Annotated in this window: 19 protein-coding genes; 17 read left to right on the top strand and 2 right to left on the bottom strand. The window is 49.7% G+C overall.

Annotated elements, in window-relative coordinates; genetic code table 11:
* Position 1: 1 nt before the first annotated feature.
* The 5 genes from M3661_RS18245 (at position 2) to M3661_RS18265 (ending at position 6541) form a co-directional block, all read left to right on the top strand.
* A complete protein-coding gene (locus M3661_RS18245; RefSeq protein ID WP_021255444.1) occupies positions 2–880 on the top strand; it encodes a carbohydrate ABC transporter permease in 879 nt (292 codons plus the stop codon).
* 37 nt (positions 881–917) lie between these two features.
* Complete coding sequence (locus tag M3661_RS18250) at positions 918–2648, top strand: sensor histidine kinase (RefSeq protein ID WP_251487302.1); 1731 nt, start codon at positions 918–920, stop codon at positions 2646–2648.
* 14 nt (positions 2649–2662) lie between these two features.
* The gene (locus M3661_RS18255; RefSeq protein WP_251487304.1) at positions 2663–4399 is read left to right on the top strand and encodes a response regulator transcription factor; all 1737 of its coding nucleotides are present in this window, start codon (positions 2663–2665) and stop codon (positions 4397–4399) included.
* A gap of 275 nt (positions 4400–4674) precedes the next feature.
* Positions 4675–5379 carry a hypothetical protein gene (locus tag M3661_RS18260; protein ID WP_251487306.1) on the top strand — a complete coding sequence of 235 codons (705 nt, stop codon included), beginning with the start codon at positions 4675–4677 and terminating at the stop codon, positions 5377–5379.
* 217 nt (positions 5380–5596) lie between these two features.
* Positions 5597–6541 (top strand): VanZ family protein, encoded by a 945-nt coding sequence (locus M3661_RS18265; protein WP_251487307.1) that lies wholly within the window; start codon positions 5597–5599, stop codon positions 6539–6541.
* Between the two features lie 224 nt (positions 6542–6765).
* On the opposite strand, the gene M3661_RS18270 is transcribed toward M3661_RS18265, so the two are convergent.
* Complete coding sequence (locus M3661_RS18270) at positions 6766–7518, bottom strand: class I SAM-dependent methyltransferase (protein WP_251487309.1); 753 nt, start codon at positions 7516–7518, stop codon at positions 6766–6768.
* 439 nt (positions 7519–7957) lie between these two features.
* On the opposite strand from M3661_RS18270, the gene M3661_RS18275 reads away from it, so the two are divergent.
* The gene (locus M3661_RS18275) at positions 7958–8905 is read left to right on the top strand and encodes a serine/threonine protein kinase (protein ID WP_251487311.1); all 948 of its coding nucleotides are present in this window, start codon (positions 7958–7960) and stop codon (positions 8903–8905) included.
* Between the two features lie 250 nt (positions 8906–9155).
* On the opposite strand, the gene M3661_RS18280 is transcribed toward M3661_RS18275, so the two are convergent.
* Entirely contained in the window at positions 9156–11210 is a 2055-nt protein-coding gene (locus M3661_RS18280) for a VWA domain-containing protein (RefSeq protein WP_251487312.1), read from the bottom strand.
* Between the two features lie 469 nt (positions 11211–11679).
* Between M3661_RS18280 and M3661_RS18285 the strand changes: the two genes are divergently transcribed.
* The 11 genes from M3661_RS18285 (at position 11680) to M3661_RS18335 (ending at position 24983) form a co-directional block, all read left to right on the top strand.
* Positions 11680–13848 (top strand): hypothetical protein, encoded by a 2169-nt coding sequence (locus M3661_RS18285; RefSeq protein ID WP_028531936.1) that lies wholly within the window; start codon positions 11680–11682, stop codon positions 13846–13848.
* A gap of 131 nt (positions 13849–13979) precedes the next feature.
* Entirely contained in the window at positions 13980–14405 is a 426-nt protein-coding gene (locus M3661_RS18290) for a hypothetical protein (RefSeq protein WP_021255435.1), read from the top strand.
* A gap of 151 nt (positions 14406–14556) precedes the next feature.
* Entirely contained in the window at positions 14557–15012 is a 456-nt protein-coding gene (locus M3661_RS18295; RefSeq protein WP_065293354.1) for a J domain-containing protein, read from the top strand.
* A gap of 211 nt (positions 15013–15223) precedes the next feature.
* Positions 15224–15802 carry an FHA domain-containing protein gene (locus tag M3661_RS18300; RefSeq protein WP_251487315.1) on the top strand — a complete coding sequence of 193 codons (579 nt, stop codon included), beginning with the start codon at positions 15224–15226 and terminating at the stop codon, positions 15800–15802.
* A gap of 64 nt (positions 15803–15866) precedes the next feature.
* Positions 15867–16388, top strand: a complete 522-nt coding sequence (locus M3661_RS18305) for an FHA domain-containing protein (RefSeq protein ID WP_251487318.1) — start codon at positions 15867–15869, stop codon at positions 16386–16388.
* 14 nt (positions 16389–16402) lie between these two features.
* A complete protein-coding gene (locus tag M3661_RS18310) occupies positions 16403–17254 on the top strand; it encodes a PP2C family protein-serine/threonine phosphatase (RefSeq protein WP_251487320.1) in 852 nt (283 codons plus the stop codon).
* A gap of 155 nt (positions 17255–17409) precedes the next feature.
* Positions 17410–19305 (top strand): serine/threonine protein phosphatase, encoded by a 1896-nt coding sequence (locus M3661_RS18315; RefSeq protein ID WP_251487323.1) that lies wholly within the window; start codon positions 17410–17412, stop codon positions 19303–19305.
* Positions 19306–19405: 100 nt separating this feature from the next.
* Entirely contained in the window at positions 19406–20698 is a 1293-nt protein-coding gene (locus M3661_RS18320; RefSeq protein ID WP_028531938.1) for a hypothetical protein, read from the top strand.
* A complete protein-coding gene (locus tag M3661_RS18325; RefSeq protein WP_251487601.1) occupies positions 20689–21390 on the top strand; it encodes an iron-dependent peroxidase in 702 nt (233 codons plus the stop codon). The genes M3661_RS18320 and M3661_RS18325 overlap by 10 nt, the downstream gene beginning before the upstream one ends.
* A 53-nt stretch (positions 21391–21443) precedes the next feature.
* Positions 21444–24095: an Hsp70 family protein gene (locus M3661_RS18330; protein ID WP_251487326.1), complete on the top strand. Its 2652-nt coding sequence runs from the start codon at positions 21444–21446 to the stop codon at positions 24093–24095.
* A gap of 108 nt (positions 24096–24203) precedes the next feature.
* Positions 24204–24983: a DNA and RNA helicase gene (locus M3661_RS18335; protein WP_251487329.1), complete on the top strand. Its 780-nt coding sequence runs from the start codon at positions 24204–24206 to the stop codon at positions 24981–24983.
* The last annotated feature ends 53 nt before the right edge of the window (positions 24984–25036 follow it).

Below are 25036 nucleotides of genomic sequence, written 5' to 3' on the forward strand. Positions count from 1 at the left end.
TATGAAAAAGTCGTTAGGCCGACAAGTCTTTCTCGGATTCAATGTTCTATTTCTAGCTCTCATTTCGATACTATGCCTCATGCCACTTGTTCATATATTAGCCGTATCATTCAGTTCAGGTTCTGCGGCATCTGCAGGCAAGGTCATGCTCTGGCCGGTGGAATTCACGACTGCGGCGTATCAGAACGTATTCGGCAGACCAGAATACCTGCGGGCTTTCTGGGTTACGGTTGAGCGTTCCGTATTGGGTACGGCCTTCAGCATGTTCTTAACGATCATGACCGCATACCCATTATCCAAAGAAACTTCACAGTTCCGGATGCGAACGATTTATGTATGGATATTCGTATTCACCATTCTGTTCAATGGCGGCTTAATTCCATGGTATATGACCGTGAAAGCGGTTGGTATTATGGATACGATCTGGGCTTTGATACTTCCCAATGCAGTTCAAGTATTCAACATTATTCTGTTGCTTAACTTCTACCGCGGCTTACCGAAGGAGTTGGAGGAGTCATCGAAGATTGATGGTGCAGGGCATTTCACAACCTTGTGGAAAATCTACGCCCCGCTATCGGTTCCGGCATTGGCAACGACAGGACTCTTTACGGTCGTATGGCATTGGAATAGCTGGTTCGACGGTATGCTGTTGATGAGTCATCCTGAGAAATATCCATTGCAAACGTTCCTGCAGTCGATCATTATTAAAATGGACTTGCGCTACCTGAAGCCTGAAGAAATTGAATTAATGCAGAAGCTGTCTGACCGTACAAGTAAGGCAGCCCAGATCTTCGTTGCTGCATTCCCAATTTTAATTATATATCCATTCTTACAGCGATTCTTCATTAAAGGAATTGTAATGGGAAGTGTCAAAGAATAATAGTAGCCGAAACCTCCAAATGCAGGGAGAAAATACGATGAAACTATTATTCCGCTTAAAAGACTCTTCCATCTTCATGAAGATCATGGCTGTATTTCTAATCGTATTGCTCCCCCTCATGATGATTACGTTATTCATCAATGAGCGGGGAGCTAATAGCATTCAGCGGGAAGTATCGCGTTCTACCTTAAATACGACAAGCTTCTACCTCGACTCGCTCGATAAGGAAGTCGAACGAATTATCCGTTACTTGCCGAACTATGTAACAGACAACGATTTGCTGGAGTTGGCGGCATTAGGAATGGATCTGACTGACTATGAGCGGGCCAACAACATTACGCTTATTCAGAAGCGTTTGGAGCTCATGAAGAATTCGAGTCCGTTTATTCGCGAAGTCAAGGCATACGTACCGAAAATTGATCGTACGTTGCTCAGTCAGCAATATGATACGACGCTCAATCGAGGGGAATTTTCTGCCATGCAGCATGAGAGTCCTTTCTACAGCAAGCCGTTCATATACTGGAACGATCGACTGTTTATTACCCTGCAATACCCGACGACTACTTTCAAGGATCCAATCTATTTAGTTGGTGCAGAGCTGTCCGTTAGGAAGATCAAGGAAGCACTCGATCAGATTGCGGGCTCTCTGAATGGAGAGACGATGCTGCTGAATGTAGAGCACGGATGGGATATTCGCAGCAATGAGCAATCGACACTGTACGATTCAATGAAGGAGTTTATTCAACAGAAATGGAAGGAAGAGAAGCGTGAAGGCTACGACATCGTAGAGTATGACGGAGAGCGGTATTTGACGGTTTACAAATACTCCGCTATATGGAGTTCTTACTCTGTGACCTGCATACCGGAATCAACCGTTCTGGGGCCGATTCAGAAGTATCGGCAATGGTTCTGGTGGGCATGTGGATTGGCTGTGGTGGCAGCGCTGTTTTTCTCTTACTCCTTGATGAAGCTCATGTATCGACCGCTCATGAAGCTCATTCATGCGTTCAGGCGGGTGAAGCAGCTGAACTTGACGCCTGTTCCGATTGATCGCGGTCATGATGAGTTCGGATATTTGTATCAGGCGTTCAATGATACCGTGCACTCGTTGAAAACACTCATTGAACAGAACTACGAGCAGCAAATTCGAAGCCAGCGCTCGGAACTGAAGCGGCTTCAATCGCAAATCAATCCCCATTTCTTGTACAATTGCTTCTTTGTACTGTGCCGGCTTATTAAGTCGGAGGACAAAGAGAAGGCCTACCAATTCTGCTTGTATATCGGCGAGTATTTTCATTTCATTACCCGGAACGATGAAGATGAAATTCCGCTAGAGATGGAAGTGAAGCATTCCTCGACCTATGTGGAGATGCAATCGATCTGCTACGGGGATCGGATTCAAGTGTTCCTCGACATCGAGAGCCAGCCAATACGTGTACCGCGTCTTGTGCTGCAGCCGATCATTGAGAATGCCTATAAGTATGCATTCGGCAATATGCGTGGAGCAGGAGAGTTGTGGGTTCACAGCGAACAGGTTGAAGATGGAGTTGTGATCAGTGTTGAAGATAATGGAGATGACTTAGACGATGAGAAGCTGAATGAGCTGTGCAATCGCCTTGCCAATTGTACCAATCACATCGATGAGACGACAGGGCTAATTAATGTACACAGACGGATACAGCTTCGCTACGGAGATTCATATGGATTGAAATTGTCGCGTTCTGAACTTGGCGGACTGAAGGTACGTATACATCTTGGGCTTGAATAAAGGAGGAGATCGGCATGCGACGAATGCTCATCGTGGACGACTTGCCTATTATTGTAGATGGTTTGCTGGAGTTATTTCAGGGCATGGAACATCTTGAACTCGATATTTTGAAAGCGTATTCGGGTGAAGAGGCATTGGATATGATGCGCAGGTCCGCTTCGCCCATAGATATTGTTATCTCTGATATTAAAATGCCTGGCCTGGAAGGGATTGAGCTGCTTCGAAATATTAAGCAGAGTTGGCCGAACTGTAAAGTGATTTTCTTGACGGGCTATAATGACTTCCAGTATGTGCAAAGTGCTATGGTTCTTGGCGGGTTCGACTATATCTTGAAAATTGAGAGCGATGAGAAGATTGTTGCTGCTGTTGAACGTGCCATTGCACAGCTTAACAAGGAATGTGAGCAGATGCGCAGGCTAGAGCAGGCGCATTATCGGATGCGGCAGGCGCTGCCGCTGCTGCAGAGAGAATATGTTTGGGAGCTTCTAGAGGGCAAGACCGAGATGCTGAGAGGGATTGAGCGTCATTTTCAAGAATATGATATTCCGCTGCGCGCCGATCTGCCTGTCATGATGGTGGTTGGCAAGGTGGATGCTTGGAAGAATTCCTTCAGTTCACTTGATAAATCCTTATTGCTGTATGGCGTTCAGAATATCGTCGAGGAGTATGTCACCCCGTATATGGAATGCTTCTCTTGCCCATTCGAGCATTCCAAGCTTGTATGGCTGCTGCAGCCGCGAATGACGCAAGACGGCAATCATAGCTACTCCTACTCCAGTTATGAGTCTCATGAAGATGTGATGTCCGAGTCGGAAGTGTGGAAGTCATCACAGGCTCGCTTGAACGGAGTTATGGGCATGATTCAACAGACCTGTCAGCGTCTTCTGCAAGTAACGGTATCCTTCGCACTCAGCAGTACATCGACGGAATGGGCAAGTGTAGCGGAACGATTCCAGATGCTGAAGTATTGCTTCGTGTCGGGGGAGCGGCTGCCTAACGAGGTTATTTTGACGGATTCCGATATTATGCAAATGCAGGAGTGTGGAAACGGCACGGATACGCAAGATTACTTTCAACATAACCGAATTCAACTGCTGCTGAAATGTCTGGAGAACAATCATCGCAAGGAGTTCTATGAATTGTTCCTGCGCATTACGAAGGATTGGAACAATGAGGAGGAGAGCAGCTATGCTCGGAAGATGGCGTTGTATCATTCCTTGTCGGCGCTGTTCCTATCCCATTTAGGAGAGAATCCGAAGTTGAAGCAAGAGGTTGGCGCGAAGATGGATATTAGTTTCTTGTACCAGAAGAAGGAGTCATTCACATGGCTTGATATGAAGAAATATTTCTGGGAACTCGCTGATCATTTGTTCGAGCGGCAAGAAGGAAGAGAAGAACAAGTTCCAGGTGAACTGATCAAGCGAGTTCATCGTTACATTGCCAATAATTTAACCCGTGATATCTCGCTGATTGCGATTGCGAACGAGGTAGGGTTGAATCCTTCCTACTTATCTAGACTATATAAGCAAATGACAGGCATCGGGATCTCCGATTACATTAATGACTATCGAAATCTGCAAGCGAAGGAATGGCTGCTCAATACCTCGAAGAGGGTCAATGAGATCGCGTCCGCACTTGGTTATAATTCGGCGCTGGCCTTCATTCGCTTCTTCAAAAAGCAGAATCAGATGACACCGCTTGAATATCGGATGAAACTGCAGGAGAAGAACGTCAGAGAGGGAATGTCCTAGAGCCCTAGAGCGTAGAGATTGTCCAGCAGTGCGGCAAGTGAAGTTCGCAAGTTCTCTAGACCTTCAGTCATGGCAAGCTTGGCTGGAGGTCTATTTCTTTTTGTTCTGCAATTCTTTTTCCACAATTAGGTTGGCCTCTCCAGTGGATGTTATTTATAATGAGTGTTATATGCCCGTAAATGGCGGGCCATATGAATCGGAATGCCATTTTAGCGGATACGAAACTATACGGAATGTGATGGTTTGGTGTGATAGGTGATAGGAGGTTTAGCGGAATGAGGGGAAAGATCGGTTCTTTTTTGAAATTTTGCGGCGGTTTTCTCATATTTGCGCTTATACTCAGTATCCTTGGGATGCTTATGGATCGATCTATGTTTACGAAGGATTATCTAATGGTATGTCTGCTTGTATTTCTTCTTCCGGGATTGGTGCTCCGAAAAATAGGGGGCAGTATGAAGAAAAAAGCAGATGAACGCGAGCAATTGCGACAGCTAGGGCTTAATCCGCCTAGCATGGCCTTCCAATCATTCCTGCGATTTGCAGGAGGATTTCTTATGTTCTTATATGGGATCGTATGGTTTGGTATGATCGTGAACTGGTCGACGCAAGGAGATAAGTTCATGTTGGCTGCTCTTTTTGCGCTGCTCTTTTTCACACCGGGGGTATTGCTCTGGTGGGCAGCATCAGGATTGGAGAAAAGGTCACAGGAGCGCTTTAGAAGAGAGCATCTAGCTTATTTCGAACAGGAGCCTGTGCCAATGCCTTCGTATGCGCCAACAATTGAGGAGATCGTTGAGGAACCTCCAGCGCAGCCGATTCGTCGTGCAGGAATGGAAGCAGCAGCTAGTTCGACTGTACCACAGACTGCACCACAGCTGCCGAAAATGATTGCATGTTCTAGCTGCGGCGCACAAACGAGCGTATCTCCTAGCTCCACCTCAACTTGTGAGTATTGCGGTTCAACGGTGACTTATCGGTAAGTTTATAGGACGTAAGATAGCAGCCAGGGGATAAATTCCTTTGGCTGCTTTTATTTTATACAAGTAATTGAGGAGATTCATATACAGTAAAAAGTGATTTATCTCCGCTCCGTTAGTGACTAAATTGTCACCTTCACTGTCACTTGAAAGTCATTTTAGACAGATAACATGATATCCATCAGCATAGCTATGGAAATCGGCTATAAAGGAGTAAACCATGACTAAACAGCAGCGTAAGATTATGTTGGGCATAACCATATGCTATACATTTTTGATTCTTTATTTTATATTTCTAGCTTTCGGTAGAGTAGGTACCATAGATCAAAAGGATGGTTACACCTTTATTCTTATACCGGACAGTTTTTTTAGGCTGCCAAGTGTATCAGATCTTCTACATCCTACTCTGATGGACTTGGTTGGATTTGGAAACATCGCAGCTTTCATTCCTTTTGGCATTTTGATTCCGTTGTTATATCGAACGGGCTTTATTCGATTCATTGCATTGTTCATCCTATCCATTCTCGTGATTGAAACGATTCAGGCACTAACGTTGCTTGGAAGCTTCGATATTAACGACGTAATTGAAAACTCATTAGGCGCAGCAATCGGATTCTGGGCGTACAAACTTGGCTTTCGTACAAATAATATCCGGAAAAGTATAGCTGCCACGGGCATTTTCATTGTTGTCCTTATGACTGTGGTTTGGGGGAGCTTCGGGATTGTTGACAAGGCGTTCACCCAAGAAATGGGTCCCTTTGTGGCGTTGAACGAACTGATAGACAGTACCGGAAATACATCAACGGGCACAAAACCATACAGTTTCAAAATTGGCGGTCAAACCGTAGAACCCAAATATAATGTGTATAGTATCGAAGGTAAAAATAGGGAAACATACACGTATTCGTTAGGAAGTAAGGAGCTGTATCTTTCCTTGTATTATGGAGTTCCCGATCAGAAGGAGTTGCAGGGGAGAATAAGTGTTTCCGTTGATGGACATGAGTTCCTGTCTGCGTCTGCAGAACATCAACGCCATGAGCCGGAAATATTCACAGTTTATCTCGAAAAGGCAAATGAGCTAACGATAACCATTGAAGGAAACGAAAGACTGTGGGATGTTGCGTTTAGAGAGATGAAATATTTTTGGAGCTGGGAAAAGCGCTAGCAATAAGGCGAAATCTGAATGCTGTATAAGATAAGGTGAGTGATTCATGTTCTAGATTGTACATCGATAGAAGCTCGCCGATCTAAATAAGCAGCCAGGGGACGAATCCCTTGGCTGCTTTAATTTATATGACGAATTGTATATGAAGTGCGACAGTTACCATTAAATAATCCTACATGCGCAAGGATGGTCTATAAGAGTCATTGCTCAAGTCGTATGATGGATTAATGCTTTCTTGCAACGATGGCGAACCGTTGTTCATTCGTACGAATGCCCTTGTCTGTCCTATTGTCGGCGACGAATTGCTTGAAGATGCGCATATCGTCCTCGAATTGCCCGAAGTTCGGTATCGTTGGCGTATGTGTAAGGATGAACATCAGATCTTCTTCGGTCTGATAATACTGTGTCAGATTGATTTCATAGGATTGGATATTCATGAATCCAGCTTCGCGAAGCTCTTTCAGATATCGACGCAGCAAGGTGCCGGATTCAACGCCGTTGCTTTGTCCTCTGCCGAATGCCTGCTTCAGGTTGAGCTTGTTGCCTTCACTGATTTGTTGGGTAAGGAATACGCCATCGTCCGTCAATACCCTGGCAACTTCTGCGGCATTGAATTCAGAATGTCGACAAGTGATGATGTCGAAGTGTCGATCTGGGAACATGAGCTGCTCTGCGTTCATTTGCATAAAGCGAACATTGGACTTCTGAGCTGCTGCCAGATTCGCTTGTGCCGTACAGACCATGCTTGCAGAAGCATCGATTCCAACGAGCAGAAGCACTTGACCTGCGATCGGCAGCACAGATTCACCGCCACCTGTACCGATGTCGAGCAGGATGTCCGACTTGGCGCACAGCTTGCCAGCCTCATGGAATAGCTCCCAATTCGTCCCCTCTGTAGTTGATTTCACTTGACTGAAATCCCAACCGTTCAGCCTGCCTACTTGATCATAAAATTGTTTGTAATCGAAAGAATTCATATTGATTCCGCCTTCCAATAGTATGTGAAATTAATGGGGCATACGAGTTGTCAGAACGGTAGGAACTGTACAACTGCATATCCTTCTGAATGGATTCCATTTCGTTGCGCGGCTCTCTGGTTCCGTTAGGCTCAAAAGGGCAGACTATCCCCTTGATAGCTGGTACGCGTTTTGACCCAGCTCGGAACCTACATACCTCGAACGTTGCGGAATGACATCCATTTCACCTCATTGGAAAGAATGACCGAATTATATCATGGGAAAAGATTGAAGGTCAAAGCATTATCTCTCTTGATCGTTATCTCATAGAATTCAATAAACCATATAAATCTTATATAGCAAATATTGGGTATCGTGTTACAATAATAGATACTACGTGTCTGCTGGTGGACGATGCAACTTCCACGTCCCAGTCAGGCCAGAGCTTCTGGAGGAAACCGTGAAACCGGATTATGCTGGCATTTGTTTGAATCGAAATGTTGTGCTTCATCATTCCTATAAAGTGAAGAAAGTAATCGCTTGCAGCGAGCTGGCCAATGTATATGCGGGACGGAAGCTGGAGGACGGAGCGGCGGCCATCGTGAAGGAGTTCTACCCGAGGCAGGTAGCTCTTCGCGATCTGGACAAGCGAACCGTGCTATGCCGTGTACCCTCTGTTCAACGGCAGTATGATGAGCTGCGGGAGGCCTTCCTGATGGAAACGCAGATGCTGCAGCAATTGAGCCACTCGAACATCGTTCGCCTTGTGGATTATTTTGAGGAGAACGGGACGCATTATATGATAATGGAGTATTGCAAGGGCATCTCGCTTGAGCGGTTTGTTGAAGAAGGCAGGCTTGTTTCCGTGGCCGATTTCCTGCGCGATACGATACTGCCGCTTGCATCTGCGCTTGAATATGTCCATGCGCAAGGCATCATTCATCGCGATATCAAGCCAGCGAACATTATCATTGGAGAGGACGGTCAGCCGAAGCTGCTCGATTTCGGTTCTGCTATATACTATGAGAAGACGGGTCATCGGATTTTTACGAGCACGGGATATTCGCCGCTTGAATTCTATTCCGAAAAATCGCAGCAGGGAATCACGTCCGACGTATACAGCTTTGCAGCTACGATGTATTTTTGCCTAAGCGGCCGCACGCCGAATGATGTGACTAGGCGCTTGTTCCAGGATAATCTGGAATCGGTCAGAAGCCTAAACCGCAGCGTCAGCCCGCTGATGGAGCGCACTATTCGCAAGGGACTAGCGGTTCGCCCAGATAAGAGGCATGCTTCCATGAAGCAGATGAAGGCCGCGCTGCATGCGGAACGAATTCTGCTGGCAATGGTTGAGCGCTTGCTCGGCAAGCACAAGGCGCGGCAGCAGGATGATCGCAAGCAGGCTTAGAAGTAGGATGTAGGTGCAACTACGTTTGCAACAGGTCATGTTGTACGATTTACATCAATATAGTGTGCTAGGTGGCATTTATAGGATTTGCTGCATAAAGCGCAACATGGCATGACGATGCCTTATTAATAAATAAAGAGGAGGCTGTCCCACATCGGACAGCCTCCTCTTATTTACTTATTGAAATCTAGGTTCTGCTGAATCGGGAGCCTGCTCTATTTCCATTGCCCCTGCCGGTTGCCAATTTCAATTAACGTGACATTGCAGACGGATCTGCATACGATACAACGCCCTGTTTAACAGCTTTATAGCGCAGCTCGATCTCCGTTATCCCATCCTCGAACGTAATGTACAGCTTATCATTGTATTCAAGCGTTGCCGTATCGCTCGGCTTAATGGGTGTACGTCCCTTCGCTACTGTACAGTTGGTACGGTGCTTGATTCGGAGCGTTCCGTTCTTGCCGGCCTCGAACAGGATATGGGCGGCTTCCGGCAACGGCTCATTCACATCCAGGCGGGCAAACAGCTGCTGAAGGCTCACCTTTCGTGTTTTGCCGAAGGAAGTAAGTGGCCAGTATTTAACGGGAACCTCGTTGCCGCTTGCCGTATTTAAGAAGTACCCTTCCAGTCTCCCAGTGAACGTCGGCTTTGGACGCAGCAGCACGTATAGTGCGAATAAGGCAATCAATGCAGCCAACGCACAGCCTCCGATAATCCAATAACGTTCCCACACCGAAGAAATCTGCACGTTCAGCTTTCCAGTAACCGTTCCCCCCTCAGGGTCGGTTGCCGTTACGGTTATTTCCGAAGAGCCGGAATGCAGCGGGGATAGGTAGAGCGTCGCACCGTCGACACGTGCCTCCATTCGATTTTTATGATCGCTGGAGACAATCTTGTACGTCAATTCATCCCCGTTCGGATCGGTGAAATAATCCCCGAAATTCAGCTTCGCCTCGCCATCTTCCTTCACAATGCCAATTTGATTCTGTCCGGACAATACCGGCGCTTTATTGACGATTTCGAGCATGCTGCCTGCGGTTTCTCTGAAGAAATGAGGCCCAATCATGACGACAGTCCAGTCGTATTTCCCTGATGTCCGGAAGCGATGCTCCGCCGAGAAGCCTGTCCCATTGTTCGTCATCTGCACGCGTTCTTTCTGCTTCGTCTGACGATTGGTGATAACAAGCTCTGCCTGTACGTCCGTGTATACATCCTTATCTTCCAAAGGCAGCTTGTTCGGCAAGGAATACAAGCGAGCCGCGAAGGCTGTCGGCAGTCCTTTCGTCGCTTCCTTGGAAGTCAATTCCCCGCCTGCCCGCATGTTATAGCTGCCAAGCAGGTTCACCTTTACAACATCGCCTGTCATTCCCCTGAACTTCAATAGCAGCTCGCCTTTGCGCGGCTCGGGAATCTTCATCAACGTATATTTGCCGGATTTATAGAATCGCGCATTCTTGGTGCTGTTATAGAGCTGAGACTCCAGCAATGGGCTCTGAGACAACAGAATGAGATTCGCCTCTGACATGCTGGAGTTCGGAAGAGGAACCTTTACTTCCTGCATGCCTCCAGTCGCAGTTAACGCGGCGATCGGAACGAGAACCGATTGGATTTGATCGGCGAAAATGCGGTTGAATATATCAGGCAGCTCCTCTGCGCTGGTCGTAATATACGAAGTGCCTCCGGTCTTTGCGGCAATGGTCTTCAGCTGCTTCTCATTCACCGAGCCGTCATGATTCAGGCCGATGGTGTAAATACGGTATCCCTGCTTGTTCGCCTGCTGAATGACGCGCTCTACGTCTTGGTTCGAGTCGGCGATCGTTCGGCCCGTGTAAGCATTGCCGAAGTCGGTGCCTCCGTCGGACAGCAGAATAATGAAAGGCTTATGGCCTTGGCCATTACCTTTACCAGCGATTTCGGCTCCCTTCTTCAATCCGAGGCCTAGATCCGTATACCCATAGCGGCGAAAGCTGCTGATCTGACGCTTCAGCTTCTCCTTCTGCCCGGGCTCAGCAAGCGAAGTTAGCGGCTCCGAGGCCACGATTCTGTCGTTATAGGCCACGAACCCAATACGCGTGCGCTCCGAATCGCTCATGTCCATGAACATATTGACGACTTCCGACGCAATGCCTTCCTTGTCGGTCTCGTTCATGGAATAACTGACGTCCATGACGAATACGGCATCGATTCCTTGTGCCGAATCGGCCTGAGCTAGGGTGTGGATAGGTATTAGGGCTGATGACGTTAGGAATAACAAGCAGGTCGTAAGCAGGAAAATCATAGATTTGAAAATATTTCGTCTACACATAAAAGCTATATACCCACCTTTTAACAAAAAATATAAATATTTTTTGCTGCGATATAAAGTATTTGTTAGATTCTACCGAAATATTTGGGAAAAGGAGGAATGGTGTCTGGGATACTGGGCAGTTGGTACTGTCATCCTATCTCAAATCATCGGAAATAAGTACCAAAAAGTGAAGGGATAACGACAAATTTTTTTCTTGATTTGGGTAAATAAAGGGGATTTATAGCGAATTTGAGCGACAAATAAATAATATTGACAAATTTGGGATGTTCTCTCTAAGATTTAAATAGAACTAATCACCCAAATTATAGAAAACTGTATTTGCGAAGGTATGATTTCTCTTGCATGTCTAGTGCGAGAAGACTATTGCAACGAAATAGAGAGGAGGAAGCATAAAGTCGTGCAAGCCAGTCCTAGCGTATGCGTTCAAGCGTAAGCCAAGTTGGTTGCCGTTTTTTGTGCTGACATTATGGACATTATCAGTCAAACGAACCGAGCCATGCTTTTCGAGGAGATTAACCCGGAAATGCTGGACCTGCTGACCATCGTAGGCGATGTCAAAGGAATCGACAGCCTCAGTGACGACAAGATCAAGGAAGTGAACGAGCATCTGCTTGTTCGGAGCTTCGATGAGTTCCTCGACAAGTTCTCTCCGAGCGTGTATTCGTTCTACAATGCAGCCAATCAGAAAGTGATGTATACGCTGAAGAAGCCGGAGGGAATCGCGGAGGATTGCATCTCAGAAATTAAGATCGACCAGAACAATGATTTTCTGAAAATGCTGTTCACCTTGATCGATACGAAGCGCAGTCAGGGAATTACGAACGTCGATTTCAAGTTCGAGAATTTGCTCGACATGATTTCGCCGAAGAAGGTGATGGACGATATTCGCCAAGTGCGCAAGGAAATCCATTACTTGTACGGCCAGTATGACAAGCTGGATGAAGGGGATCCGAAGAAGCTTGATTTGGGCGATAAGCTGAACGGGATGTTCGAGGACGCCAGCAAAAATTACAACAACGTGATGGCAATGCTGCCGCTCGCGATTGAAGATATCAAGACACGGCTCTTGCTGGGCGGCTCGCGGGAGGAGAATCAAGCCGAGGCGATCCAAATCGGCATGCTGACGATCGGTGAGTCGGGCGAATTGAAGATCATTGAAGCGCCGAAGAGCGATAATACCGAGCTGATGCTCTTGGATGACAACAGCGGTACCGAGCTTTCGAACGTGTTCGGCGAAGATTATGAATCCATTACAGAGACGCCGTCTTCTTACGTGAAGGATTTGGTAGTGCGTACATTCTGTCCGCTGCCAGCGGTACATAACGAGGTCGATACGGAGACGGAAGTACAAAACTATAATACGTATTTGGAGTTCTACAAGAATGCGAAGGATGACTTTGTAAAAACAGTCAAGCCGCTCGTGGAGAAGATACTGGGCGTACGGATGTTCTTCGATCAGTATGCGACCAAGAACAAGGGAATGCTTCCGTCCATGCTCATCACGAACGCGAAGCTGGATATGACCGTGAAGAGCAGCAATATTCCGCGCTTGGAGACGTATCTGAACACGGTGAACTCGAAGAATGAATTCTCCGACACGATCTGGTTCGGGATTGTGCCGTCCGTCGAGTTGGAATCAGCCGGCAAGGTGAAGGTGTCCCGCGAACGCTTCCGCGGCAACGGCAAGACCGTGAAGCAGGAGGGCAACACGATGGAATCGCTGTCGATGCTCCTGCAAGTCGTGAAGGACTATAAGGTGCAGGTATTCTTCAACTTCGAATCTGGAGAAGAGACGACCTTCAACAGTCTGGCAACCACCGGTCTCGATAAGTATATCGACAAGTGCAGTAGCATGGTTCGCAAGGAATACAGCGAGTTCGCCATTCCATGCATCCCGAACTTCACCATTATTCCGAAGGATAAGTCCGGCGTTGTCATCGATAGCCGCATGCTCCACACGGAGGACGGCGTCAAGCTGTCCCAAGATAAGGAAGACATCTTGAAGCTGTGGATCGAGGGCGTGTACGTAGGCGCCGCTTATGTTGCTGCCGGGGTCGTTGCTGCCTATCAGTGTCCGGAATATTTGCGCGAATCGTTCAAGAACGTCAGCCGTGACTATCCGGGCGTACGCTTCGATATTGAAGCAAGCGACCATGCGCTGCGCGCGGTTACGACGATGGCGAAGGAGATTACTGGATTTACGAACAACATCAAAGACGCGATCAACTATAAAAACTTTGGCTTCGTCTTCTCTTCCGAGAATGCGCAGCTTCAGGATAAAGACATCAAGCGAATCACGGTATACAAGGCCAGAAGCATGGCATTGACCGAGAATGGCTTCGATTCCATATACAAAACGCTTGTCAGCACCTATATCGAGCGGATTCTCCGCTTCCAGACGGGTGACTTCAAGCATGAGAACATCGTGAAATTCTTTAGCAATAATCCGAGCAGCCAAAGGAGCAAGTGGCTTGGTACGCGCGGCTTTGTCAACTCGATCATTCAAGACGGGGATGACATGTCCTATGTGATAGACGACAAGAGCAATCTATGCCATATCGATCTTGTGTTCAACGGCAATGTGAAGAATCTCGAAGTCATGATCACGAAGGGCACTACGCCTGTTAAAGCCTAATGATTAGAAGCTTGGCTGGCATATGGAAGCGTATGTTAGAGGCGTGCTTCAAGCGCGCCTTCCAACATAAATCCCGTAAGCATTCCATGCTTGCGGAACCTAAATTATTTTCATTCAAGGAGGCAAAATTCATGGGATTCATACTTAGAGTAGAAGGCGCAGAAACGATCGAGCTCGGCATGGACAACATTCAGAAAGTTGTGTATGACACGGACACACCGAACGATTCCAACGCAAGATCGACGGACGTGGGCGCGACGCTGCGCATTTCCGGCAAAATTATCACGGCGACTGACGGTGACAACGCTGACGACACGAAGAAGCTGGCATTGTGGTCGCTCGTTCCTGCCGAGAAGGCGGACTGCTACCGCAAGGTGACGCTTGAGGTTGTCGCTGCGGATCAAGTGGTGCGCAAAGTGTATTTCCCGAACGCATTCGTGGTTGACTACTCCGAAACTTACGGGGACACGGAAGGCGTAGGTACATTCACGCTGTACATCAAACAAAAGAAAGACAAAACCGAACTGGCTACAATCGACGGCGGTTACCCGGTATAAGCAGGTACGACCTGTTCTGGTGGCAGAAATGCGGACAACAAATATTAAGAGGCTTACAGCCTCTTAATATTTTTATCCGGTACACTGGGGAATTCATGAGAGCCATTGCAATATTTTGTTGAAAACCGTTAGAAAGGCAGGGGCGAGGCGAATGACGAACTATTATGAACTTCTGGGCGTACAGCGGCATGCATCGCCTGAAGAATTGAAGAAGGCATATCGGCGGCTCGCCAAGCAGTATCATCCCGACGTAAATGGGGGAAGCAGCGAGGCGGAACAACGGTTCAAGCAGATTCATGAAGCCTACGCGGTGCTTCAGGATGAGGCTGCACGGAAGGCTTATGATGATAAGTTGGGTGGCATGGAGCGAGACTCCGGACGAAATCATCAATCTACCCATTCAAGAGGGAGAAATGCAGCTTCTGGAAAAGCGGCAGGAGAACGGGCGGATTTTGATCCACGGAACGTGGAAGCCAATTTCGCGCGATTTTTCGGCTTTGATCCAAAAACGAAGAAGCCAATGCAGAACGGCGGTAAGGACGCGGGGAATCCGATAGATACGTCCGAGATGTTCCAACGCTTTTTCGGTATGAACAAGAAAAAATAGAGTGGCTCTGCCGATTGCCTATGCAATTCGGGTACGGCTTCGGCGACTATACGCACGCGGTATGGTATTTTCGGACGAATATGACGAGGCAGAGTGACATGTGAGAACAGCTCCGAACAAGCTAGCAAAGCCATCGTTTTGCTTTAGGTACGGTGCTTTTTTTGATAAAAGGGATGCACATGAGTTGAGCGAAGCAACGGAGGAATGAGATGTGAGTAAGCAAAATAGCAGCGATCAAGTTCACCGTCATGCCAATCGAAAGAGCGGGTGGATCGCGCTCATTGATATAGGGGTTGCAGCCATTGTGGTTGCTGCTCTGTTATATGTGTACATATGGAACATCGATCCCGTCCTGAAGGCGGCGGTCGGAGTCCTTCTGGCGATCGCGATAATCGCGTATGCGGCGCGGCGTTCCGGTAGTCGTGAAGCAGGCCGGCAGGACGAAGTCGACACCATTGCCAAGCTTGTACTCCTGAATGATGAGGGAGAGAGCGTAAAGGAATGGTACATCCACGGCGAAACATCCTTGCTTATCGGCAAAACCGGTGCAGAAGGTGAGGTTGACATAGATCTGTCGGATTCGGAATATGCGTCGCTTATTAGCAAGCATCATGCGGTGCTCAATTATGCCTCGGGCCAATGGTTCATCGAGGATCTTGATTCCCGCAGCGGGGTTGGCATTCGAAGAACTGGGGGGAAAAAGGCGAATCAGTTGGAACCGGAGGAACCATGTCGGATTCATTCCGGAGATGTCATCAGCATTGCCAACACGCGGTTACTGGCGAAATAATGAACGATATATTGACTTCATGATCATAAGAGAACTATTCAAATTGACGGGGGAATGAAGAAAGATGAGTCTGACAAGATGCGCTAACGGACACATGTTCAGTACGAGGAAGCATGGCAGCATATGCCCTTATTGCAGCATATCGGTGGAACAGCCGCAGAATGTGGACGCGAAGAGGCCGCCGCGCGTGGAGGACAATGAGAAGACGATGCCGTACCTGGGGGAAACGACCGGCATCGAGCCGGTAACCGGCTGGCTCGTATGCATTGATGGCCCTCAGCTCGGTCAGGACTATCGGATTATGGCGGAGAAGAATTTTATCGGCCGCGCAGAAGAGATGCATATTCGCATCTTGGGCGACAATGCCATCTCGCGCAGGAATCATGCGGTAATCGTATATGATCCGAAGAAGCGCAATTTCTACCTGTTGCCGGGAGATGCCTCGGGACTTGCTTATCACAACGAAGAAGCTGTTTATTCGCCGGTGGAGCTGGCAGCGTATGATGTCATTCAGCTCGGGCGCAGCAAATTTATCTTCATTCCGCTCTGCGGCATACATTTCGAGTGGAATCACAATATGGGTTAGGGATGATGACCACAATGGATGTACAGAATTGGGTACCGTATTTGATCGTGTTGACTTGTACTGCCGCAATTCTGCTTCTGCTGGGTGTGCGGCGCCGGCTGCTGCTGGATACAGCGAGCCTTGAGCCACCAGCGTCCGGCATGCCGATCGGCAATGGACAGACGATTGGCGCCCGTGAGGAGCAGGACGATTATTTCGCCAGCGTCACGACCGCACACGGTACGGCCGCCGTACTTGCGGACGGCATAAGCGGCCTGGCGCACGGCAGAATGGCGAGCACGCTCGCGGTGACCGTATTTATTCGAGAGTTTCTCAAGCTAGAGCATATTCGGGAAGTCCAGAGCTTTTTCGCGAAGGCGGCCAAGATAAGCAATACGGAAATTTTGCGGAATTTGAAGGGCGCTCCTGGAGGAACGACGCTGGTAGCTGCCGTCATTGCGGATGATCTTCTGTACTGGGGAGCCGTGGGCGACAGTATGATCATGGTGTTCCGGGAAGACAATTTCATCCGCATGAATGAACGTCATATCTTGGAGTCGGTGCTGCAGGAACGCTGCTTAACGGGGCAGATCACAAGGGAAGAAGCGATGGAGCACCCGATGAAGAGGAGGCTCATCAATTACTTGGGGTATGAGAATTTCAAGAGCATCGAGATTGGCAGCGAGCCGTTCAAGCTGCAGCCGGGAGACCGGATCCTTCTCTGCAGCGATGGGGTGTACAACACGATGACGGAAGTGGAATTGGAGCAGATTCTGTCCAAGCCGATTTCACCTCACGATGCAGCCGAGGAGATCATCGAAGCGATCGAACAGAAGAGATTGATCAATCAAGACAATGCGACCATTGTCATCGTGGATAACGCATGAAGCCTGCTGTTCCTGGCTTCGGTAGATTTCTGAGAGAGACAGATCGAATCGACCACTTTACTCGCTTTTGATTGTGTGAAGGCGAGAATTTCCTTTTTGAACACGAGCTCCGTGATAGGTATGCGAATCATGGGACAGGAGAAGCGGGGGTAAGGATGAGAAAGGAGAACAGCGACTTTAAGACCAGCTTCGTGACGGAGGCCGGTTCTTTTCTACATAATAAAGACTATTTCGCCTATGTGGAGCTGGATGATATGGCCTGCTGGGTCATCGCGGACGGCTTGGATTCGGACATGGAAGTGGACAGTGCCGAGATGGTCGTCAAGAGCATTCTTGGTCGATTTACGGAAAAGCCGACGATGTCTTCGCTGCGGTTGAAGCATTACATGCAGGAAGCGCATGAATGGCTGCGAACGGAGAGCAAGCGCGTGCGCCTTAAGGCAAGCCTGATTCTGGTCGTGACAGATTATGCGAAGATTCGCTGGGTGGCAGCGGGCAATGCCCGCCTGTATCATTTTCGCGGCGGACGCTTATTCGGTCGCAGCAGGGATCAGAGCTTGGCACAGTCCATGAAGGATGCCGGAGAAATCTCGGAAGAAGCGATGGAGGTTCATGAAGAACGACACAATCTTCTTCAATATATGGGGCAGCCGGAGCGCCTGGAGCCGTACGTGTCGAAAAAGGCTCCTTTGTCTGAAGGAGATGTTCTGCTGCTGTGCACCCCTGGCTTGTGGGAGGATGTCAACGCAACGGAAATGGTCGACGCATTAACGGATGCGAAGGAGCCAGAGGATTTCACGGATACGCTCGAGGACGTGCTGCTCAGCAAGCAGCGGCAAACGGTGAGCAATTACACGGCTGTTGCTGTGTATGCGAACAAGGTGTTCAAGGAGGATCCGAAGCGTAAATGGCGTTTGCTGAAGAAGTGGCTATTGGCCCTGATCGTGCTGCTGCTGGTTGGTGGAGGCGCGGCCTTCTACTTCATAAAGCAGGCGGCGATCCAAGCGGAGAATCTGGAGAACATGTTCGAATATCAGAAAAGTGCAGACATGTATATGAAGGATGGCGATTATCCGAAGGCCATTAAGGATTACAGTGAGGCGCGCAATATGGCGATTCGGTTGAAGGACAAGTTCCACCGGGACTTTTTCGCGAAGAAGCAGCGCGTGATGCAGCTTATGGTGGACGGAGATGAAGCTTTCAAGGGACAGGACTTTGCTAAGGCGCTGGACAAATACGGGAAGGCGCAGGAGGAAGCAAAGCCATACAAAGAGTTCAATCATAAGCAGTTAGAGGAGAAAATAGACCGTTCCCGCACGTACATGCAGGTTATGAACTGGGTGCAGGAAGGGGACAAGAAGTTCGAGGCACAGGATTATGTTGGGGCGCGCAGCTCTTACCAGAAGGCACGGAAATCCGCGCTTGAGGAAGGGTACACCGACGGTGAGAAGGATATCCGAGCCAAGCTCGATTCAGCGGAGGAGAAGCTGACTGGTTTGCGGAAGGAGAAGCGGCTGCTGGAGGGCGAGAAGTATGAGAAGAAGGGCGACCAGCAGTTTGCCGGGCAAGATTATCTAGGAGCTATCGATGCTTATTCCGCCGCGCAGCAAATCTATCAGGAAATCGACATGCTGGAACGTGTGCTGGGCATGGAGCGCAAGATCGATAAGGCGCTGGGCAAGCTGAATCCGGCGCCGCCCGCTGCACAGCCTCCTGCCGCCGCGAATGGAGGCGGGACCGCAGGCGGCAATGCCGGAGGAGCAGTTGGAAGTTCCGGTGGAGATGGTGGAACAGCAGGCAACGCCGGAAGCGGAGGCACAGCGGGCAATACGGCGGGCGGATCTGCACCGAGCAACGCCGGAAGCGGAGGCACAGCGGGCAATACGGCGGGCGGATCTGCGCCGAGCAACGCCGGAAGCGGAGGCACAGCGGGCAATACGACGGGCGGATCTGCGCCGAGCAACGCCGGAAGTGGAGACACAGCGGGCAATATGGCGGGCGGTTCTACACCGAGCAACGCCGAAAGCGGAGCGGCTGCGAGCAGCGGATAAGGGATGCCAACGGGGAATGCTTCAACTGCCGGCAAAGGGAATGAAGCTCCATCCCCTAGCAGGGAGAACAAGGGAACAAGGAAGGAGTCCATCAGGCGCCATGAAGGAACTGATACATGATCGATTGAGCAGGATGGAGGATCTGGAGCAGCGCAAGTTATTGAAAAATGTAATGACTGGATTGTTCCTGAACCTGGTGGAATATCAGGAAGACATGAATCGGAAAATAGAGCGCAAGGTATTCGACGAAATTGAGGATGGCGAGGAAAAGCACGATATTTTCGTATCGATGTGCCGCCGCGATGATGTCGACCCGATTCATGATTTCCTCCGCCCGATGCTGCCGGAGGACACGGCACACAAAACGATAGAAATGGGAAGTCTTGTAGAGCAGATGAAGCAGCAGGGGAAAGCGCTGCTGCTAACTCTGTTTTTGCAGTGTGATTTTGCAAGGCTGCATAACCTGATGTCAGGGAAAAGAACATTCCGCGGAGAGATGAAGACATCAGGGGGCAATTATGCGATTACGGTGCGCTTGTCGCAAAGCCGACTGTACATCAACGAAATCGAGAAGCTATACCGTGTCTTTCAACAGAACAGCGTTCCATGGAAGACATTGAATCATCCATACGCTTATAAATTTTTTGACGTATGGCTCACGGACTGCGACAGTGCTTTGCGGGAAGAGGACGAGATCAACGAGATTACCGTTAATCTAGAGGAATTCGAGCCTCATAAGCACGTGGATCTCGTACCGCTCTGGAATATCGAGCGGCTTGCCATTCAGAACGACGGCTTTCCCGAGCCTGCAGCCGATCGAATTAATTACGAACATGTTCTGGCGATTCACAAGCTGGGCAGCGAACATGGCTATCTGGTGGAAGGAAATGAGGAACACATTCGTTATATCAAGCGAACGAGAGACGATTTGACGATTGTGTCGCCGCATGAGAAATCCGGCATGTGGACGGTCGTGAAGATTGCGCAGCCTTCGGAATCCCGGCTTGGAAGCTTGGAATACAAGCTGGTATCCAATCGGAGAGCAGATGGCTTTATCGGCAAATATGCGAGGAAGCAAGCCCAAATCGTGCGCTCCAAGGGCGAGATTGTGCGGCTCGTGAATGCTTTTGAGGCAGCGCAGATGCTTCAACTGGAGCATGTGGATATCCTGGAAGCGAATAACGGCGGGGAACAATCCTATGAGATGAACTCGTTCATTAGCGACAATGTGCGGACGGTACTGGATAAGAAAATTATGCGGCTTAGCTTCCGCGCAGTCGAGGACGAAGTGTCGGAAGGAGAGCAGTTCATTCTGCATGATCTGATGAGCTTTCTCGTTTCCGAGGTGCAGATGCATTTTCCCGAGTATAAGTGCGAAGGGGTATTGGCGTGAATTACATATGGGATTTGTTCATTAAGGCAGAGCAATCCGGCCTGAGCGCGTCGGATTTTTGCTTTGTCCCCGCCAAGGTGTATTCGCCCTATATGGAACTGAGCTTGGAGGAGCTCAACGTTTGGGCGAATGCGGTGCCGGACACAATCGAGGTGAATCCGTATTATCGGTTCTACGATCTGTTCAAGGACATGTTCGACATTAACAATGAAGAGGATGTGGAGCTGCGCCAAACGCTGTTCGATATCGTGCTTCACTTTTTGACGGAAATTGATCGTTATCAGGGGATGAACCGGCGCGAGTATTACATAAAGTTCGTGCTGCGCGACATGGAAGAGGGGAAGTTCGGTTTGCGCGTCAGCAAGGGGATCGGCCTGTTCAATCAAGAGCAGCGCGAGATGATCGCGGGGAATGTGCTGCGGCTATATGAGACGGGTGAGGCGATATACCTGCTCAAGGATACGATGCGTGGCATCTTCCGCAGCTCGACGATCTATGCGAATTGCGAGGATCGGGACGAGCTTCTCTTCTATGTCGGACAGGAGGAAAGTGAACCGGCGCGAATGAAACTCGAATTGATTCAGGAGCTGTTCCTGCCGGCAAGATTCCATACGGAAGTGTATTGGCAGGATCATTTCGGCATTATTGGCATGGAGGATACGATGCGGATTGGGAATGTGTCGCTGTATTAACTTATAAAGATAAGAAGCAAGGCTGGACGCGAGGCGGCCGGGAGGGGGCAAAGATGAGCGAGTATACATATAGGCTTTATAAGCAGCCGACCAAGCGGGATGCGGGGCGGAAGCATGTGGAATATACCCGGGAGGAACTATCGGAGATGACGACATTTCAGCTCCGGAACATTTGCCATCAGGAGAAGCTCGTTGAAGGAATGATCCATACGCTTGATCGCGACGGATTAATTGCAACCGTCATGAAATACCGGGGGGCGGAGGAAAGCCAGCTCATTCAAACGGCTAGCCCGGGCGGGCTTGAACGGGTCGAGAAGATGGTACAAACTTATCTCCGCATGCCGCTGCCGAATGACGGAGGTATTCGGGTTCCGGCCAAGATTACGCTGTACGACGGCTTGAAGCTCGATCGGCATGATGGATACAGGGTGGAAGCGGGAACGGAAATTGCCGAATCGAACGTGCTGCTTGTCAATGAGCATATGGAGCTGTGCGCGATCCTCAATCTGGTGAAGGATAGTCTGCGTCCGGGCAGCTATTGGCTTGCGATGGGCGAGGGAGCGAAAGTGAGGAAGACGGCGAATCGCCAATACAGTCTGCTCTTTTTCCCGAAGCAAGTATCGGAATATGTGTATCGCACGTACTATCGCAGCACGCCGCAGCCGCCGGCCAATCTGTACTATTACAAGATTCCTGTGGCGGATTTGGATATCCGTGAGCTGGAAGAGACGGACGCGGTGTTGGCGATTGACTTCGGGACGACAAATACAACGGCAGGGGCGTATTTGCACGGTGGGTACGTGGCTTCACCAAATGCGACGGATCTGCTGAACGGGCGAATCCGGCTTGATCGTATCAACTATGTGTGCTTCCCTGACGGAACATCCAAGGAAGGGGAATGGATCGAGTCGCTGCCTACTGTAATCGGAATCGCAGATTGCTCTGATCCGGAGCGAATCCGGTTCAGCTTCGGCAGCGATGCGCTGCAAGATAAGCGGAAAAGTGGGTACAGCTCCAGCGCCTCCGTGTTCCATGGAATGAAGCGCTGGGTGAACAATTACAAACGGCTGGAGGAAGTGACGGACGGCCATGGGAATGCGGCAACGGTAAGCAGAAGCGATTTGCTGCGCGCCTATATGCTGCATGTAATCCGAACGGCGGAGCATCAATTCAAATGCCGCTTCAAGCATCTCCATCTATCGGGCCCGGTCAAGATGAAGACACAATTCATCGATATGTTCGCGGATATGTTGCCTGAGTACCGCATCGAGACCAGGGATGCGCTGGATGAAGGCTTGGCCGTATTGTACAACACGATCGCTGATCAGATGGAGAAGCAGCGGTTTCTGGACGGCGAAGAATATCAAGCGCTCGTGATCGACTGCGGCGGAGGAACGACCGATCTGTCGTCATGCCGGTTCCGCATCGAGGATGGGCATATCGCCTATAAGCTCGATATCCATACGTCGTATGAGAACGGAGATACGAACTTCGGCGGGAACAATCTGACATACCGCATCATGCAGTACATGAAGATCACATTTGCTGACTTTTACAGGAAGGCGAGACTGCCGGACATTGATAGCTTGATCGACATTCCGGCCACGGACATTTATCGGCATGTCGACGAATTTGGCGCAGATGCGGTCTATTCACGCTTCGACGCCCGTTATAAGGAGACGGAGCACTTTCTTCCGACTCGCTTCAAGGAATATGAGAACCATGCGCGCGATGAATATCAGCGCGTGCGGAACAATTTTTATGTGCTGTGGGAGCTGGCGGACGGCATGAAGAAGGAATTTTTCCGCAAAACGGGCATCCTTCGCAATCGATTCCACTCAGGGCCGGGAAGCAGGACAGAAAGCGACCTGAATCTTACGGCCGTGGATCGATGGTGCCTGTCGCTGCGCGAGAACGGGCAGTTCCGGGACGTATACGAGCCGCCGGACATCGTGTTCAACATTCAAGAAATGAACCAGTTGATTCGTGGAGACATTTACGCCATCGTACGCAAGTTTCTGGACGAGTTCTACCGCGACGGTAGGCTGCAGGACTACTCCATCATTAAGCTGACAGGCCAATCCTGCCGCATCGACGTGTTTCGGGAAGCGCTGAAGGAATTCGTACCGGGAAGAGCAATCGAATTCCGACAGAAGGCGGAAGATTCGGGGAAGGTTCCGGAGCTGAAGCTGGCCTGCTTGCGCGGTGCCCTGCGCTACTTGAGCGCTCGGAAGTCGGGACTTATCGAGGCGCAGCTAACGAATCATGCGCCGGTCGTTCCGTATTCGGTCAGTGCCTGGACACATACCGGGCGGGAGAAGATGCTCATCTCCGGCTACGAGCGGCTGGATCAGGCGCAGGGCTCGATTTCGCGGCCGCTTAGCGCGCATGAGATCGAGTTCCATATTCGTGGAGGCGACGGGCAATTGAGACACACGGTGACATATCGGAATGATTTCGCTGATTATCGTCCCGCTCTATACGAAGAGATCGCCGCCCAGTACGGCGCCAGCATTCCACAGGACGATACGGATTCGATTGCCAACGGCGAGGCGAAATGGTTCGTTTTTGCGGGCGATGGCAGCTGGGGATTCAACGCGGTGCCGGTTGCGCGGGTCAATGAGCAGCTCCATATCGGGAAGAAGCAGTTCTATGCGTTTGAAAATGATTTATCGGAGCTGGATTTCTTCGACGGGTTGAAATAAGGAAGGATGTACGTGTTCCAGAAGGCTGAGTGGCTCCGTAACTTCCTGTATGACTTATGGAGCAAAGGGCCTTGTTATACAATCTCAGTGGAGAAAGGAGGGAACGCCTTGTTTACGCACCAAATGCCGCATTTCCATAAAGGCCGGATTCTGAAAACCGCCATGCTGGAGAGCCTGCGCGATTATCCGCGCCAGTTCGCAGACATCATCTACCAGCACTATTCCGACGGTATCATCGTGGGTGGAGAGGTTCAGGTCAATGTAGAAAGCTTGATGATTGCCAAAGGCATCGTCAAGCATGACGGCCGCTTATATACCATGGAAGAGGATTTCGAACTTCCGTATTCCTCGAACGGCAAGGAGACAGTGCTCAAAATTCGCTTTCTCACGGAACAGGCAGCGAGCGACTTCACGACGCTTCCGGGCGAGATCGTGCTGGATGAGAACGATGTGCAGGTGCAGACGGACGAGCTGGAGCTCGGTCGGTTCAAGCTGAAGGAGGGTGCCCGGCTGCGTGCGGATTATCAAGGTTTTGCCGACTTGGCGACCGAGTATAACACGTTCAACGTCATCCATGTGCCGTATGCCGGTATCGGAAGCAGCACGCTGTCTCCATTCATTTTGCAGTATTTCGCCAATGAACTGCTAAAGAGCGGCACGGATCACCCCTATGATGCGAGCTTCGCCATGCTCTGCCTGAACGGCGGCGCCGTGGAACGGAACGTCATTCAGCATTATCTCGGTCAGCGTCTCGGAACGGGATACCGCGAGCTGAGCAATGAGCGCATCTTCGCAGGCCTGCGGAGAATCTTGAGTGAAGCGGGAGGAGGCAGAGCGCTGCCTCCTGATGTACGGCACGGAGGCAGGCAGCGGATGATTGTGGATTGAGTCAGGGGTTCTAAAAAGCAGGAGTTACCACCTGAAGCAGCAGCGGCGAATAT

This window comes from Paenibacillus sp. MER 180 (assembly GCF_023713665.1).
GTDB lineage: Bacteria > Bacillota > Bacilli > Paenibacillales > Paenibacillaceae > Paenibacillus_B > Paenibacillus_B suaedae.